Here is a 16,031-nt window from a genome sequence, read left to right on the forward strand (position 1 = left end):
CTTGCCGCTTAAGACGGCATAACTGCCGCCTGCCCACTCATGGCCAGATCCACCAGCTCACGGTTGGCCACCGCGTACATGGCGTAATCGGTACCGGTCGCGGCCCGCAGCTCATCAAGCATGGCGCGCCAACGATTGACCATCACACAGTGCTGCCCCAGCCACAGCGCCACCCGGGCATCCATGTCTTCTGGCGCATCAGCCATCTGCAGTACCGAGATGGTGATTGCCCGCTGCTGCAGGTCGATGTCATCGCGGAAGGACTCGCGAGCCAGGGCCTGCCAGTTGTTTTCCACCGACAGGTTGCTGATTTCCTGCAGGTACCAGGTCAGGTCCAGGGCACTGCCAACCGCAAAGAAGGCCTTGGCCACTTCAGCCGGGTCCTGGCCGGTGACGTCGGACGCTTCGATAATCGGCAACAGGGTGTACAAGTGCGTGGTACCGGCAACCATGCGCGCCAACAGCTCCGGCACACCAGCTTCGACGAAGCTCTGGTAACGGCTCATCCAGCGCTCACGGGTCGGCCCTTCCAGCAATTCGTCAAGCTTCAGACCCAAGGCTGCGATCTTCGGCCCGAAGTGCGCCACGTCACGCCCGGCATCCTGCTCGTTGCGACGGCTGCGCAGGAACCAGCGGGTAGCCCGGCGGCCCAGGCGCATCAATTCGTCCATCAGGGTCAGCTGGATGTCCGCCGAAACCTGATAGTCCAGCGCCTCGATCTGACGGAACCAGTGCGGCAGGTGGAAGATGTCACGCACGATCACATAGGCGCCGGCGACGTTCGCCGGGCTCATACCGGTGGACTCTTTCAGGCGCTGAACGAAGGTGATGCCCATGTTGTTGACCAGATCATTGGCGATCTGGGTGCTGACGATCTCGCGTTTCAGGCGATGACGACGCATGGCTTCGGCGAATTTACTCACCAGCGACGGCGGGAACGCGGTTTCCATGTCGCGCGTCAGGTAGTCGTCATCCGGCACCAGCGACTTGAGCAGCGCTTCCTTGAGGTCGATCTTGCTGTAGGAGATCAGCACCGACAGCTCGGCACGGGTCAGGCCCTGGTTGGCAGCCAGGCGTTCGGCCAGCTGTTCTTCACTCGGCAGGAACTCGATGGCCCGGTCCAGCTTGCCGCGGCTTTCCAGGTCAGTCATCAGCCGCTTGTACTCGGCAATGCGCTCCCTGGCCCGTCGGGCAGCCAGGGACAGTGCCTGGGTTTGCTTGTAATTGTTGCCCAGCACCAGGCCGGCGACTTCATCGGTCATGCTGCCCAGCAGCTGGTTACGCTGCTTCTCGGTCATATCGCCGGCCTGCACCGCTTCGTTGAGCAGGATCTTGATATTGACCTCATGGTCGGAGCAGTCCACGCCACCGGCGTTGTCGATGAAGTCGGTGTTGGTGGCACCACCATTGAGGCCGAACTCGACCCGACCCAGCTGGGTCATGCCCAGGTTACCGCCCTCGCCCACCACTTTGCAGCGCAACTCGTTGCCGTCGACACGCAGGGCGTCGTTGGCCTTGTCGCCGACATCAGCGTGGCTTTCTTCGCTGGACTTGACGTAGGTACCGATACCGCCGTTCCACAGCAGGTCAACCGGCGCCTTGAGCAAGGCGTTGAGCAGCTCGGTCGGGGTCAGCTTGTCGGCTTCGATGGCGAAGCGTTCTTTCATCTGCGGGGTGATCGCGATGCTCTTGGCGCTGCGAGGGAAGATCCCGCCGCCTTCGGACATGATGCTGGTGTCGTAGTCGCTCCAGGCCGAACGCGGCAGGTCGAACAGGCGCTGGCGCTCGGCAAAGCTGCTGGCAGGCTCAGGGTTCGGGTCGATGAAGATGTGCAGGTGGTTGAAAGCGGCCACCAGTTGCAGCTTCTCGGACATCAGCAAGCCGTTGCCGAACACGTCACCGGCCATGTCACCGACACCGACCACGGTGATCGGGTCTTCCTGGACATTGATACCGCGCTCACGGAAATGACGCTGCACGCCGACCCAGGCGCCACGGGCAGTGATACCCATCTTCTTGTGGTCGTAACCGGCCGAGCCACCGGAAGCGAACGCATCGCCAAGCCAGAAGCCGTAGTCGATGGCAATGCCGTTGGCGATGTCGGAGAAGGTCGCGGTACCCTTGTCGGCGGCCACCACCAGGTAAGGGTCGTCATCGTCATGACGCACGACGTTGGCCGGCGGCACCAGGGCACCGTCCTTGAGGTTGTCGGTGATATCCAGCAGGCCGGAAATGAAGATCCGGTAGCAGGCGATGCCTTCGGCCTGGATCTCGTCGCGGCTGCCGCCCAGCGGCAGGCGGCGCGGCAGGAAGCCGCCCTTGGCGCCGACCGGGACGATCACCGAGTTCTTCACCTGCTGGGCTTTTACCAGGCCCAGCACTTCGGTACGGAAGTCTTCTTCACGATCCGACCAGCGCAGACCGCCACGGGCGACGTTGCCGAAACGCAGGTGCACGCCTTCGACGCGCGGCGAGTAGACGAAGATCTCGAACTTGGGCACCGGTTTGGGCAGCTCGGGGATCAGCTTGGGGTTGAACTTGAAGCTGAAGTACGACTTGTTCTGGCCGTGGGCGTCGGCCTGGTAGAAGTTGGTGCGCAGGGTAGCCTTGATCAGGTCCAGGTAGCGACGCAGGATGCGGTCTTCGTTGAGCACCTGGACGTCGTCCAGGGCCGACAGGATGGCCTGCTCCAGGCGCTGCTGCTTGTCATCCAGGTCTTCGCTGGTGAGCTTGCGCGCCAGGTAGAAGCGGGTCTTGAACAACCGGGTCAACTCGCGCGCGATGTCGGTGTGGTTGTTCAGGGTACTGGCGATGTAACCCAGGTCGAAGCCCAGGCGGATCTGCTTGAGGTAGCGGGCATAGGCTCGCAGCAGTGCGACGTCGCGCCATGGCAGGCCGGCGGTCAGTACCAGGCGGTTGAAGGCGTCGTTTTCCGCGTCACCCTTGACGATGTGGACAAAAGCGTCCTGCAGAGTGTCGTTGAGCTGCTGGATATCCAGGTTCAGGCCTTCGCTGTAGGTGAAGGCGAAATCGTGAATCCAGAACTCGCGGCCACTGGCATGGCGCAGGTGATACGGGAATTCGCCGAGCACGCGCAGGCCGAGATTTTCCAGGATCGGCAGCACATCCGACAGCGCCAGCGGCGTATCGGCGTGGTACAGCTTGCAGTGCAGCTGGCGCTCACCGAGCTGGGTCAGTGGCTGGTAGAAACTCATTACCAGCGGCTTGCGCTCGGACAAGGTGAGCAAGTGCTGCATGTCGACCACCGCCGAATGGGCGGCGAAGCGCTCGCGGTAACCGGCCGGAAAGCCTTTCGGGAAGTCAGCCAGGACATTGGTGCCCTGGGCTTCGCCGAAACTTTCGACGGTCAGGCTGGCGTAGTCGTCCTGCCACGAACGGCAGGCCTGGATCACTTCGTTTTCCAACTGTTGCGGGTCGATGTCGATACGGTTCTTCGGATCGACGCGCAGGATCAGCTGCACACGCGCCAGTACCGACTCGGAGAAGAATGTCCAGAACTCGCAGTCGCTGGCCTTCAGGCGCTCCATCAGTACTTGCTGGATCTTCTGCCGCACTTCGGTGGAGTAAATGTCGCGCGGCACATAGGCCAGGCAGTAACAGAAGCGGCCGTAAGGATCCTTGCGCAGGAACACGCGGATCTTGTTGCGCTCCTGGATCTGCACGATCGACATCACCGTGCTGAACATCTCATCCACCGGCGTCTGGAACAGATCATCGCGCGGCAGCACTTCCAGGACCTGCGCCAGCTCCTTGCCCAGGTGGGCTTTGGGGTCGAAACCGGAGCGACGCTCGACTTCGGCCACCTTGCCACGGATATACGGGATAGAACGCACGCTCTCGCCGTACACCGAAGAGGTGTACAGGCCCATGAAGCGGCATTCCTTGATGACCTTGCCGTCGGCGTCCAGCTGGCGGATCGACACGTAATCCGGGTAGGCCGGGCGGTGCACGCGGCTCGGGTAAGCCGCCTTGGCAAAGGACAGCAGCAGCGGCTCGTTGAGGTAGTTGACCGCGTAGTCTTCGATACGCAGGTCTTCGGCGGTCAGGCCGGCGCGCAGCAGGCGAGTCAGGCCGAGGAACGACTGCTCGTCATAGGCCAGTTGGCCGCCCTGAGCATCACCACTGACAACAAACTCTTCATAACCGAGGAAGGTGAAGTGGTTGCCCAGCAGCCACTCCAGGAAGTGCTTGACCTCGGCTTTCTCGGCCTGGGCCGGAGCGTAGGCGGTTTGCTCGACCAGCGTCAGCAACTCGCGCAGCTTGGCTTTCATCGGCTCGAAGTCGGCAACCGCGACGCGCACTTCGGCCAGCACCTGCTCCAGTTCACGGGACAACACGTTGAGCTCGGCGGCGTTGGCGCAGCGGTCGATTTCCAGGTACATCAGCGATTCTTGCGAAACGCCTTCACCCTGAGTGCCCTTGGGCAGGATCTCCAGCAATTCGCCCTTGGCCCCGCGACGCACGCTCAGCACGGTGGTCTGCAGGGTATGGATACTGTAGCCGCGGCGGTTGAGCTCGGTGCGCACCGAGTCGACCAGGAATGGCAGGTCATGGTGCAGGACTTCGACCGCCGTGTGGGTCGACTGCCAGCCATGACGCTCGTAATCGGGGTTATAGACGTGAACCTGCGGCTGGGCAGAGTCGAAGCGCTCGATGATGCGCCAGGCAGACAGGGTGCAACCGGCCAGGTCGGACATGCGGCGCTGGGTAAGTTCGTCCAGAGAGATGATGCCGAAGAACTGTTCGGCGAACAACGCCACTTGTGGCAGTGCCTGTTCGCTGATGTGCTGCGCCAGGGCCGCTTGCAGTTGATGCTGGAAGTCGGCTTTGCTGGCTGCGGTGAAAAACGCCATCTGTGGTACTCCGCTTGGGCTTTGTTATGGAGTGGAGCGTCGCGCACGTCCGCCATCTACGGATCAACGATAGCCAACCCGTAGCAGGAAGACGGTAAAACCATAAGAACAGGCGCAAAACGCGACTCATAAGTCACATTCACCCATTCCACGGATGGGCATCTGCAAAAACGACTGCTCCAGGCAGGGCTGTGTCTTTACGGGTGACCATCGACAGCGCAGCTTAACGAGTGCCCGCCCGCCCCTGCTTGCGGCGCTGCGACATATTCGGTCATTGAGGTGCAGCTGCACGTTTATCCAGGGGCCGAAGACTGGCAGAATCGTGTTTCAACTTATTGATCGAGCCACTCATGCAACTGACCACCGCCCTGCTCTTCGCCACCCCCTGCGATGATGAAGAAGACAACATGGCCACCTTGTGCTGCCACAGCGACAAGGGCCAGATGTTCCTCATGACCCGCTACCCGGACGAAGACCGAGTGGACATCACCCTTGACGACCATTACGCCCCCGTCGAAGGTTTGAAGGTCACCCTGAGCAAAGAACGATTGCTGGTCGAGGTTACACCTCTGGATGCCGACGCCCTCGGTGGCGACGATCACCTGGAAATCATCCTGAGCAGTGACGGTACCGACCTGGCCGAGGTCGAAGAAACCCTGCAGAACATCCTCAAGGGCACCGGCACCTACGTCAGCGAGCTGTAATCGCGCCTGCGGTTTCTTGACAAGAAACCGTCCCGATGGCATTGTCTGACAACCTGACTAATGAGCAATACCCCATGCTTGAGCTTCAGCGCCCCGACACGCTGGTCGAACGCGTCGTCGCGGCCATCCGTGCAGAGATCGATTCCGGGCGCCTGGCGGCCGAATCGCGCCTGCCTACCGAACAGCAACTGGCCGAACAGCTGAACGTCAGCCGCTCGGTGGTGCGCGAGGCGGTGGCCCAGCTCAAGGCCGATGGTGTGTTGATCGCCCGCCGAGGCCTGGGGTCGTACATATCACAAAACCCGACTGGCACTGTGTTCCGCTTCCCTTCAGCCCAAGGCCGCAGCCCGGACCTGGTGCAGATGTTCGAAGTGCGCCTGTGGATCGAAACCCAGGCCGCCTCGGTTGCCGCCCAGCGCCGTGATGCCGCCGACCTGGCGCGCATGAACAAAGCCCTGCAGGAGATGCTCGACAAACGCAGCGACTTTGCCGCAGCGGCCGCCGCCGACGTCGAGTTCCACCGTGCCATCGCCGACGCCAGCAAAAACGATTACTTCGTGGCCTTCCACGACTTTCTTCGCGGCCAGCTCGCCGCCGCACGCAAGACCGCCTGGGAAAACTCGGCGGCGCACTCGGTGGGCGGATCGGCTGATGCCAACCGCGAACACCAGGCGCTGTACCAGGCCATCGCCGATGGCGACCGCCATGCCGCTGCCGCCTGCGCCGAAGCCCATCTACGCGCCTCGGCCAAACGCCTGAAACTGGATCTCCCGAGCATCGACTGACCCTTTGCATTGCCGTACATAGCGGGCGCTGGTGCACAGCGCCCTTTTGCTTGACCGACTTAGTCTGACAACCTGACAAGCAAACTCTCTGACAAGAATAAGCCAAGGTGACACCTGCATGATTTATGACTACTGCATCATCGGCGGCGGCATCGTCGGCCTCGCCACCGCCATGGCGCTGCTCGAACGCCAGCCCGGCGCCTCGTTGCTGATCCTGGAAAAGGAAGCCAGCCTGGCCCGGCACCAGACCGGTCACAACAGTGGCGTCATCCATGCGGGCATCTACTACGCCCCAGGCAGCCTCAAGGCCGATCTGTGCAAGCGCGGCGCCGAGGCGACCAAGGCGTTCTGCACTGAGCACAAGATCAAGTTCGATGTCTGCGGCAAGCTGCTGGTGGCCTCCACCCCGCTGGAAGTCCAGCGCATGCACGCCCTGTACGAGCGCTCGCAGCAAAATGGCCTGAAGGTCGAACGTCTCGACGCCGCCGAACTGCAACGCCGCGAACCGAACATCGTCGGCCTCGGCGGACTGTTTCTCGATGCCACCGGTATCGTCGATTACAAGCAGGTGTGCCAGGCCATGGCCCGGGTGATCCAGGCCGCAGGTGGCGAGGTGCAACTGTCGACCAGCGTGCGCGCTATTGTCGAGAGTGGCGACAGCGTCACCATCAGCAGCGATGACAAGGTCTGGCGCGCCCGTCAGTTGGTGGCTTGCGCTGGCCTGCAATCGGATCGCCTGGCGGCGCTGGCAGGGGTCAAGATCGACCACCAGATCATCCCTTTTCGCGGCGAATACTTCCGCCTGCCGGCCAGCAAGAACGCCATCGTCAACCACCTGATCTACCCGATCCCCGACCCGGAACTGCCATTTCTCGGCGTGCACCTGACACGGATGATCGACGGCAGTGTCACCGTCGGGCCCAACGCCGTATTGGGCCTTGGCCGGGAGAACTACAAGAAGTTCTCGCTGAACTGGCGCGACGTTGCCGAATACGCACGCTTCCCCGGCTTCTGGAAAACCATCTGGGCCAACCTCGGCTCCGGCACCACCGAAATGAAGAACTCGTTGTTCAAGGCCGGTTACTTGGAGCAATGCCGCAAGTACTGCCCCTCGCTGAACATCGACGACCTGCTGCCCTATGAAGCTGGCATCCGCGCCCAGGCGGTGATGCGCAACGGCACCCTGGTCCACGACTTCCTGTTCGCCGAGACGCCACGCATGGTGCATGTCTGCAATGCCCCGTCGCCGGCCGCCACCTCGGCGATCCCGATCGGCCAGATGATCGCCGACAGGATCTTCAAGACTCGCTGAAACCCTGCTGCACACCATAACTACAAAGACAAAAAGGAAACCTCCGATGTCGGTACATGAGGCGGCTGCGGCCGCGACAGAAACCCCGGAACAGAAGAAAAAGCGCCTGCGCAAGGTCGCTGCTGCCACCATCTTCGGCTCGATGCTGGAGTGGTATGACTTCTACCTGTACGCCACCATGGCGGCGATTGTCTTCTCGAAGGTCTTCTTCGACCCCAGCAATCCAGCCGTGGCCTCGCTGCTGGCCTTTTCCACCTTTGCCATCGGCTTTATCGCCCGGCCCTTCGGCGGCATTCTGTTCGGCTACCTGGGCGACCGCTTCGGGCGCAAGCAGGTGCTGGTCATCACCTTCTGCCTGATGGGAGTGTGCACCACCCTGATCGGCCTGATCCCCAGCTATGCCTCGATTGGCATCTGGGCGCCGATCATCCTCGTCCTGGTCCGCGTCATTCAGGGGCTGGGGGCCGGTGCCGAACTCTCCGCCGCAGCGGTCACCTCCTATGAACACGCCAGCGAAGGCAAGCGCGGCAGCCAGGGTGCCTGGCCGGCACTGGGACTGAACCTGGGCTTGTTGCTGTCGTCGCTGACTGTGTACCTGTTGACCATGAACGGCAACGAGTTCCTGCTCTCCGGAGGCTGGCGCATCCCGTTCATCTGCAGCATCGTGCTGGTCGCCGTCGGCCTGTGGGTGCGCAGAAGCATCCCGGAAACCCCGGACTTCAAAGCGCTGGACAAGCCCCCAAGCAAAGCGCAAGTGTCACCGCTCAAGCTGCTGTTCAAAAACGACCTCAAGGGCCTGGCGGTAGTGTTCTTCGTCGCCATCGGCTACAACGCCCTGAGCTACATCTTCAAGACCTTCTCCCTGGCCTACCTGACCCAGTACAAAGGTGTTGAAGCCCATGTCACTTCGCTGTCGGTGACCATTGCCAGTCTGGTGGCGATTATTGCCGTACCGTGCTTCGGCTGGCTGTGCGACAAGTGGAGCAGCAAGACCGTGCTGATATTCGGCGGGGTTTTCTCGGTCCTGTTCGCCTATCCGTTCCTGGCCCTGCTCAATACCGGCGAACCGATGATGATCTACCTGGCGATCGCCATCGGTACCGGCATCCTCGCACCGATGATGTTCGCCCCTCAAGGCTCGTTCCTCAGCCGCCAGTTCCCGACCCAGACCCGCTCCTCGGGTTTCGGTACCGGCCGTGAAATCGGTACCGCCGTAGCCGGCGGCCTGGCGCCTTTGGGTGGCCTGGCCCTGGTAGCCAGCTCAGCGACCCATTCCACCGATGGTGTGGCGGTGATCCTGGCGGTGGCGGGCGTGCTGGTGGTGGTGTTTGCCCTCTGTGACCAAGGGCGCAAACACTCCACCTTCAAGAACTGACGACCCTGAATCCACTCTCACGGGTCCGGCATGCCGGGGATTTGCGCAAAATTACCTGACGCCGTTAGTCGCCAGGGCCCCGGATGCTTTAAAGTATCAGCCCCCGCCCGGGCGCTTTTACGCGGTACGCCCGGGCTTTTGTCCAGGAACCTTCAACGATGGAACACCGTGAGGCGCTGATCGCGCTGCGCACCTTTCTTTCCACCCAGATCCTTGGCCAGGAAAAACTCGTCGAGCGCTTGCTCATCGTGCTCCTGGCCGACGGCCACATGCTGGTCGAAGGCGCCCCCGGCCTGGCCAAGACCAAGGCCATCAAGGAACTGGCCGAAGGCGTTGAAGCCGAGTTCCATCGTATCCAGTTCACCCCCGACCTGCTCCCGGCCGATATCACCGGCACCGAAATCTACCGTCCGGAAACCGGCAGCTTCGTGTTCCAGCAAGGGCCGATCTTCCACAACCTGGTGCTGGCCGACGAAATCAACCGGGCCCCGGCCAAGGTCCAGTCGGCCCTGCTCGAAGCCATGGCCGAACGCCAGGTCAGCGTCGGGCGCAGCACCTACGAGCTGTCGCCGTTGTTCCTGGTAATGGCCACGCAGAACCCGATCGAGCAGGAAGGCACCTACCCGTTGCCCGAAGCCCAGCTCGACCGCTTCCTCATGCACGTGAAAATCGGCTTCCCGGACGCTTCCGTCGAGCGCCGGATTCTCCTGCAGGCCCGCGGCGAAGCACTCAATGGCGAAGCCAAGCCCGAGCGCCGGGTCAGCCAACAGGCGATTTTCGCCGCACGCAAGGAGATCCTCGGCCTGTACATGGCCGATGCAGTGGAGGAGTACCTGGTGCAGTTGGTCATGGCCACCCGCACCCCGGCCAAATTCGACCTGGAACTGGCCGACTGGATCGCCTATGGCGCCAGCCCCCGTGGCTCCATCGCCCTGGACCGTTGCGCACGCGCCCACGCCTGGCTGGCCGGGCGCGACTTCGTCAGCCCCGAAGACATTCAGGCGGTGCTGTTCGACGTGCTGCGCCACCGCATCATTCTTTCCTTCGAGGCCGAGGCCGCCGGGATCGATCAGGACCGGGTAATCCAGCGCGTCCTCGACCTCGTCGCCGTCGCCTGACGCCATGGCCGACCGCCTGCTGGCCGCGCCCGGAATCCGTATCAGCCTCGCCGAGCTGATCGAGATGCGTCATCGCGTGCGCGAAGTGCAGCTGTTCTCCCGCCCCGGCCAGCGCAGCCCGCTGGTGGGCCTGCACCATTCGAAACTGCGCGGCCGCGGGGTCGACTTCGACCAGGTGCGGGTCTACCAGGCCGGCGACGATGTGCGCAACATTGATTGGCGGGTGACTGCACGCACCCAGGAGCCGCATACCAAACTCTTCCATGAGGAGCGTGAGCGGCCGATCTACATTCTCGTCGAACAGAGCCAGCGCCTGTTCTTCGGCTCGGGACTGATGTTCAAATCGGTACTCGCGGCCCAGGCTGCGGCACTGATTGGCTGGGCCGCCCTGGGCCACAACGACCGCATCGGCGGCCTGGTGTTCGGCGACAACGAGCACTACGAAATCAAACCACGGCGCAGCAAGCAGAGCCTGCTGCAATTGCTCAACCGCCTGGCCTGGGTCAACCAGTCGCTGCATACCGAAGCCAAGCCCCATGCCGATAGCCTGGGACTTGCCCTGCGCCGCGCCCGTGAAGTACTGCGCCCTGGCAGCCTGGCCATCATCATCTGCGACGAGCGCGCCTTGAGCCCGGCGGTAGAACAGCAACTGAGCCTGCTGTCATGCCACTGCGACCTGCTCCTGCTGCCGCTGTCCGACCCGCTCGACCATGCTCTGCCCGCCGCCGGCCTGCTGCGCTTTGCCCAGCACGGCGCGCAACTGGAACTCGATACCCTCGACCCGACCCTGCGCCGCAGCTACCGTCAACAGAGCGAAGCGCGTATCGAGCGCTGGGAACTGCTGGCACAAAAGCTGCGGGTGGTGCTGATGCCCTTGAGCACCCAAAGCGAAATGATTGAACAACTGCGCGAGTACCTCAACGCACAACGACCGGGGAAAGGCCAGTGAACCTGCTGGAACAACTGCAGCCACTGATCGCCCCGCCGCCGGTTAGCTGGTGGCCACTGGCCCCGGGCTGGTGGTCATTGCTGGCCTTGCTGCCGTTGCTGGGTTGGGGGTTGTGGCGCCTGCGTCACTGGCGCCCGGGCAAAAAACCGATCGTGCGCGCTGAACTGCCGCTGGACCCGATCCGCATCGAAGCCCTGGCGGAACTGGCGCGCCTGCCCAAACCCTATGATGGTCAACCGGCCGGTGCGTGGTTGCAGCAGATCAACGCCCTGCTCAAACGCTTGTGCCGCAATCACTACCCCGACAGCCACAGCCATACCCTCAATGGCCGTCAGTGGCTGGCGTTTCTCGACAACCGCTGCCCGGCCGCCGGACTGACCCGTTGGATGGTCCTGGTCGAAGGTACCTACAAGCCCGAATGCAAGCTCGATGACAAGGCCATCGCCGGGCTCAATCAGGCGGTCGAGACCTGGATCCGCAAACATGTTTGAGCTCGCCTGGCCGTGGGTTTTCGTGCTCTTGCCGCTGCCTTGGCTGGCGCGCTTGCTGCTGCCTGGCGCCGATAGTGGCGAACCGGTACTCAAAATCAGCTTCCTCGATGAGCTCGAAGGCCTGGCCGGACGTCGCGCACGCCTGAACCTGCCAACCTGGCGCCAGCAGGCACCCTTTGTCCTGGTCTGGCTGTTGCTGCTGTTCGCCGCCGCCCGTCCCCAATGGCTGGGCGAGCCGGTGCCGGTGTCGGCCAGCGGCCGCGACCTGCTGGTGGCGGTGGATGTCTCCGGCTCCATGGACTTTCCCGATATGCACTGGCAGGACGAAGAAGTCAGTCGCCTGACCCTGGTCAAGGCCCTGCTCGGCGACTTCCTTGAAGCACGCCAGGGCGACCGCGTCGGCCTGATCCTGTTCGGTAGCCAGGCCTACCTGCAAGCGCCCCTGACCTTCGACCGACGCACCGTGCGCACCTTTCTCGACGAAGCGCAGATCGGCATCGCCGGCAAGAACACCGCCATCGGCGATGCCATTGGTCTTGCGCTCAAGCGCTTGCGTCAGCGCCCGGCGCAGAGTCGGGTGCTGGTGCTGGTCACCGACGGCGCCAACAACGGCGGGCAGATCCACCCACTGACCGCCGCCCGTCTGGCCGCCCAGGAAAGCGTGCGGATCTACACCATCGGCATCGGTGCCGATCCGGAAGAAACCGGCACCGCCGGTTTGCTCGGAATCAACCCGAGCCTGGATCTGGACGAAGCCTCGCTCAAGGAAATCGCCGAGCTGACCGGCGGCACCTATTTCCGTGCCCGTGACGGCGAGGAACTACTGGACATCGACGATGCTCTGGACCGCCTGGAGCCTGTGGCCCAGCAACCGACCCAGGCACGTACGGCCCAGGCCTTGTACAGCTGGCCGCTAGCGTTGGCCTTGCTGCTCAGCGTGTTGCTGGTGATACACCAACAATGGCCGGACAACCGCTTGCAACGCCTGTTGCGTCGGCCGAGCTTTCTGTCCCCGCATCCGCAATGGCGTGAGCGGCTCAAGCGCCTGCGCCTGAGGAGACGCCGATGATGGCTCTATGGCCGCAATGGCTACGCCCGGCCTGGCTGATTATTTTGCCCCTGCTCGCCTGGTTGCTATGGAAGCTCTGGCACCGGCAGAAACGCGCCGGACGCTGGCAGATGATCCTGCCTCCCAGCTTCCATGCCGTGCTCCTGGGCGGTGGTAGTGGCCGCGACAGCAAACTGCCATGGATTGCCCTGGGCCTGGCCTGGCTGCTCACCGTACTGGCCCTGATCGGCCCCAGTTGGCAACGCCTGGAAGAAACCCGCCAGCGTCCGGCCGACCCGCTGGTAATCCTGCTCGAGCTAACCCCGCAGATGCTCGCCGAGGATGTCGCACCTACTCGCCTGGAACAGGCTCGGCGCAAGATTCTCGACCTGCTCGAACATCGCCGCGACAGCCAGACCGCAATCATCGTCTACGCCGGCAGTGCCCACACCCTGGTACCGCTGTCGGACGACCTGGCGACCAGCCGCAACCTGCTTGAAGCCCTCGACCCGTCGATCATGCCCCAGGCCGGCCAGCGTGCTGACCTCGCCGTGCGCAAGGGCCTGGCCCTGCTGGCCCAGGCCGGCCTGGGCCAGGGTCGCTTGCTGTTGGTGGGCTCATCCTTGAGCCCCCAGGAACGCGAAGCTAGCAAGCAGGCTCTGGGGCGCCAGGGGCCGAGCCTACTGATGCTGGGTATCGGTTCCGCTGAAGGCGCTCCCGTCAAGCAAGCCAATGGTGAATTCCTCAAGGACGACCAGGGTGGCATCCTGATGCCGCGTCTGGACAGCGCCAGCCTCAAGGCATTTATCAGCAGCACCGGTGGGCGCTACCGCAACGCCCGCATCGACGACCTCGACCTGCGCGGTCTGCGCCTGTTCGAAAACCCGAAAAGCCTGCGCGACGATGGTCAGACGCTGCAGTTGGACAGCTGGGCCGACCAGGGTTACTGGCTGCTGTTGCCACTGCTGCTGTTGGCCGCCTGCGCCGGTCGCCGCGGCTGGCTGTTCTGCCTGCCGCTGTTGCTGGTATTGCCACAACCAAGCCACGCCTTCGAGTTCAACGACCTGTGGCTACGTCCCGACCAGCAAGGCCAGCGACTGCTCGAGCAACAGCGGCCGAATGAAGCCGCCGAGCACTTCCAGGACCGCCAATGGAAAGGCCTTGCCCTCTATGAGGCGGGTGACTACGACGCTGCCGCACGTCTGTTCGCTCAGGGCAACAGCGCCGCGGATCACTACAATCGCGGTAACGCCCTGGCCCGCAGTGGGGAACTTGAAGCCGCGCTGGATGCCTATGAGCAGGCCCTGGAGCGTCAGCCGGAATTGCAGCCAGCCTTGAGCAACAAGGCCCTGATCGAACAGTTGCTGCAACAACGTCAGGCCGAACAGCCCGAGCAACCGCCCGAGCAAAACCAGCAAAGCGACCCCAACGCCCAATCCGACACTAACAGCAGCGCCCAGAACAACCAGGACCCGGCCAGCGAACAGCCCGCGCAACAGCCCAGCGACACCAACAAGGACGAAAGCAACGCCAGCGAACAGGCACAGAATCTGGCCAACAACAGCGATAATGAAGAAACCACCCGGCCACCCCAGCGCCCGCAAGACAGCACCCTGGATGCCGAACAGCGCCAGGCCCTGGAACAATGGCTGCGGCAGATCCCGGACAACCCGGCCGAACTGCTGCGGCGTAAATTCTGGTACGAACAGCAACAACATCAGGAACCCCATCGATGAGTCGCGCCTGCGTCTTTGTACTCGGCCTCTTTCTCAGCCTGCAGGTGCACGCTGCGGCGCTGCTCGCCAGCGTCGATCGCGCGCGTCTGAACGCCGGCGAAACCCTTGAGCTGACCTTGCAGACCCAGGATGTGACCCAGTTCGGCAAACCGGACCTGAGCCCCCTGGACGCCAACTTCGAAGTGCGTGGCACCCGTCAGGTCAACAACCTGAACAGCCTGGACGACCAGGGTGCCGCCGGCACCCGCTGGATCATCACCCTGCTGCCACGCCAGAGCGGCAGCGTGGAAATTCCGGCCCTGCAAATGGGCGAGTTGCGTAGCGAACCTATCAGCTTGCAAATACTGACCCAGGAAGCCAGCAACGAGAATCACGGTCCGGTGTTCATCGATGCCAACCTCGATCAACCCGAGGTCTATGTACAGGCCCAGGCGGTGCTGACCCTGAGCATCTATCACTCGGTGCCGCTGTACGACGACAGCAGCTTGAGCCCGCTGCACATCGACAACGCCAAGGTCGAGCCGCTGGGTGAGTCACGTACCTTCGAGAAGTTGATCGACGGCGTGCGCCACGGCGTGATCGAAATGCGCTACGCGATCTACCCGCAGCAAAGCGGCGACCTCAACATCCCGACCCTGGTATTCAGCGCCACAGCTGCCCAGCATGATGCCGAGCAGGAGCTCAATGCGCCCAGGGCCGGCAAGCAGGTACAGGTCAACTCCACACCGCTGGTGCTGACGGTCAACCCGATCCCCGCCGACTACCCGGCCAATGCGCCTTGGCTGCCGACCAGCAACCTGAGCCTGGAGGAGCACTGGAGCCCCGATCCTGCCCAGCAACAGACCCAGATCGGCGACTCCCTGACCCGTACCGTAACGGTGCAAGCCGAGGGTCTGTCCAGTGCCCAGCTGCCACCCTTGCCCGCCACGGAAGTGACCGGCCTGCGCCGCTACCCGGACCAGCCGCAACTGCGCAACCAGGTCAACGACCGGGGGTTGCTCGGCATCCGCGAAGAGCGTGAAGCCCTGGTCCCGACCCACAGCGGCAACCTGGAACTGCCGGCTCAGGAAGTGTTCTGGTGGAACACCCGTGAAGACCACCTGGAGCACAGCAGCCTGCCGGCGCGCAGCCTGCAGATTCAGGACAACCCGGCCCTGAGCGCCGACAAGCCGGCCAATATCGATCCGGTCAGTGTCACCACGCGCCCGCTTTGGCCCTGGCAGCTGAGCTCCTTTGTGCTGGCCCTGACCACCCTACTCGGCTTTGCCCTGTGGTGGCGCGCCCGTTCACAACCGGCGGTGTTGCGCACCGCCCAGGCCGGGCCAAGCCCACGTACCCTGCTGGACGACCTCAAGCGCGCGTGCCAGGCTAACGACCCGCAGGCCACCCGCCAGGCGCTGGATGCCTGGGCCCGACAACAACCGGAAACCCTGGCCGAAATGGCCGCCCGTTTTGTGCCGCTTTCCGACGCCCTGGATGGTCTCAACGGTGCCCTCTATAGCGAAAGCGGGCAGTATTGGCAGGGTGATGAACTCTGGCGTGCCATCGGCACCATCCCGACGGCTGAACAGACCCAGCCGACGGTGAGCGAAAACGGCAGCCTGCCGCCGTTGTACCCCAAATAACCCCAAGGCGTGAC

The 16,031-nt window shown here is 63.2% G+C and carries 11 protein-coding genes; 10 read left to right on the forward strand and 1 reads right to left on the reverse strand.

The window, feature by feature from the left end:
- Positions 1-8: 8 nt before the first annotated feature.
- Positions 9-4,874: an NAD-glutamate dehydrogenase gene (locus tag ACRESH_RS14380; protein WP_431742625.1), complete on the reverse strand. Its 4,866-nt coding sequence runs from the start codon at positions 4,872-4,874 to the stop codon at positions 9-11.
- Positions 4,875-5,224: 350 nt separating this feature from the next.
- Here ACRESH_RS14380 and ACRESH_RS14385 point away from each other — a divergent pair, with 350 nt between their 5' ends.
- The 10 genes from ACRESH_RS14385 (at position 5,225) to ACRESH_RS14430 (ending at position 16,017) form a co-directional block, all read left to right on the forward strand.
- Positions 5,225-5,578, forward strand: coding sequence for a hypothetical protein (locus tag ACRESH_RS14385; protein ID WP_431742626.1), 354 nt, complete (start codon positions 5,225-5,227; stop codon positions 5,576-5,578).
- Positions 5,579-5,652: 74 nt separating this feature from the next.
- Positions 5,653-6,363, forward strand: coding sequence for a FadR/GntR family transcriptional regulator (locus tag ACRESH_RS14390; protein ID WP_431742644.1), 711 nt, complete (start codon positions 5,653-5,655; stop codon positions 6,361-6,363).
- A gap of 118 nt (positions 6,364-6,481) precedes the next feature.
- Entirely contained in the window at positions 6,482-7,675 is a 1,194-nt protein-coding gene (lhgO, locus tag ACRESH_RS14395; RefSeq protein ID WP_431742627.1) for an L-2-hydroxyglutarate oxidase, read from the forward strand.
- Between the two features lie 46 nt (positions 7,676-7,721).
- Positions 7,722-9,050, forward strand: a complete 1,329-nt coding sequence (locus tag ACRESH_RS14400; protein ID WP_431742628.1) for an MFS transporter — start codon at positions 7,722-7,724, stop codon at positions 9,048-9,050.
- Positions 9,051-9,208: 158 nt separating this feature from the next.
- On the forward strand, positions 9,209-10,168 hold the full coding sequence (locus tag ACRESH_RS14405; RefSeq protein ID WP_431742629.1) for an AAA family ATPase: 960 nt from the start codon (positions 9,209-9,211) through the stop codon (positions 10,166-10,168).
- 4 nt (positions 10,169-10,172) lie between these two features.
- The gene (locus ACRESH_RS14410; protein ID WP_431742630.1) at positions 10,173-11,117 is read left to right on the forward strand and encodes a DUF58 domain-containing protein; all 945 of its coding nucleotides are present in this window, start codon (positions 10,173-10,175) and stop codon (positions 11,115-11,117) included.
- Entirely contained in the window at positions 11,114-11,608 is a 495-nt protein-coding gene (locus ACRESH_RS14415) for a DUF4381 domain-containing protein (protein ID WP_431742631.1), read from the forward strand. The genes ACRESH_RS14410 and ACRESH_RS14415 overlap by 4 nt, the downstream gene beginning before the upstream one ends.
- Positions 11,601-12,677 carry a vWA domain-containing protein gene (locus ACRESH_RS14420; RefSeq protein WP_431742632.1) on the forward strand — a complete coding sequence of 359 codons (1,077 nt, stop codon included), beginning with the start codon at positions 11,601-11,603 and terminating at the stop codon, positions 12,675-12,677. The genes ACRESH_RS14415 and ACRESH_RS14420 overlap by 8 nt, the downstream gene beginning before the upstream one ends.
- Positions 12,674-14,392 (forward strand): tetratricopeptide repeat protein, encoded by a 1,719-nt coding sequence (locus tag ACRESH_RS14425; RefSeq protein WP_431742633.1) that lies wholly within the window; start codon positions 12,674-12,676, stop codon positions 14,390-14,392. The genes ACRESH_RS14420 and ACRESH_RS14425 overlap by 4 nt, the downstream gene beginning before the upstream one ends.
- Positions 14,389-16,017: a BatD family protein gene (locus ACRESH_RS14430; protein WP_431742634.1), complete on the forward strand. Its 1,629-nt coding sequence runs from the start codon at positions 14,389-14,391 to the stop codon at positions 16,015-16,017. Before ACRESH_RS14425 ends, ACRESH_RS14430 begins: the two co-directional genes overlap by 4 nt.
- Positions 16,018-16,031: the final 14 nt, after the last annotated feature.

Source organism: Pseudomonas sp. (assembly GCF_050739775.1).
Lineage (GTDB): Bacteria > Pseudomonadota > Gammaproteobacteria > Pseudomonadales > Pseudomonadaceae > Aquipseudomonas.

Excerpts from the sequence above, each read along its gene's own strand:
- ACRESH_RS14380 (WP_431742625.1), bottom strand. The coding sequence starts at position 4,874 with ATGGCGTTTTTCACCGCAGCCAGCAAAGCCGACTTCCAGCATCAACTG.
- ACRESH_RS14385 (WP_431742626.1), top strand. The coding sequence starts at position 5,225 with ATGCAACTGACCACCGCCCTGCTCTTCGCCACCCCCTGCGATGATGAA.
- ACRESH_RS14390 (WP_431742644.1), top strand. The coding sequence starts at position 5,653 with ATGCTTGAGCTTCAGCGCCCCGACACGCTGGTCGAACGCGTCGTCGCG.
- lhgO (WP_431742627.1), top strand. The coding sequence starts at position 6,482 with ATGATTTATGACTACTGCATCATCGGCGGCGGCATCGTCGGCCTCGCC.
- ACRESH_RS14400 (WP_431742628.1), top strand. The coding sequence starts at position 7,722 with ATGTCGGTACATGAGGCGGCTGCGGCCGCGACAGAAACCCCGGAACAG.
- ACRESH_RS14405 (WP_431742629.1), top strand. The coding sequence starts at position 9,209 with ATGGAACACCGTGAGGCGCTGATCGCGCTGCGCACCTTTCTTTCCACC.
- ACRESH_RS14410 (WP_431742630.1), top strand. The coding sequence starts at position 10,173 with ATGGCCGACCGCCTGCTGGCCGCGCCCGGAATCCGTATCAGCCTCGCC.
- ACRESH_RS14420 (WP_431742632.1), top strand. The coding sequence starts at position 11,601 with ATGTTTGAGCTCGCCTGGCCGTGGGTTTTCGTGCTCTTGCCGCTGCCT.
- ACRESH_RS14425 (WP_431742633.1), top strand. The coding sequence starts at position 12,674 with ATGATGGCTCTATGGCCGCAATGGCTACGCCCGGCCTGGCTGATTATT.
- ACRESH_RS14430 (WP_431742634.1), top strand. The coding sequence starts at position 14,389 with ATGAGTCGCGCCTGCGTCTTTGTACTCGGCCTCTTTCTCAGCCTGCAG.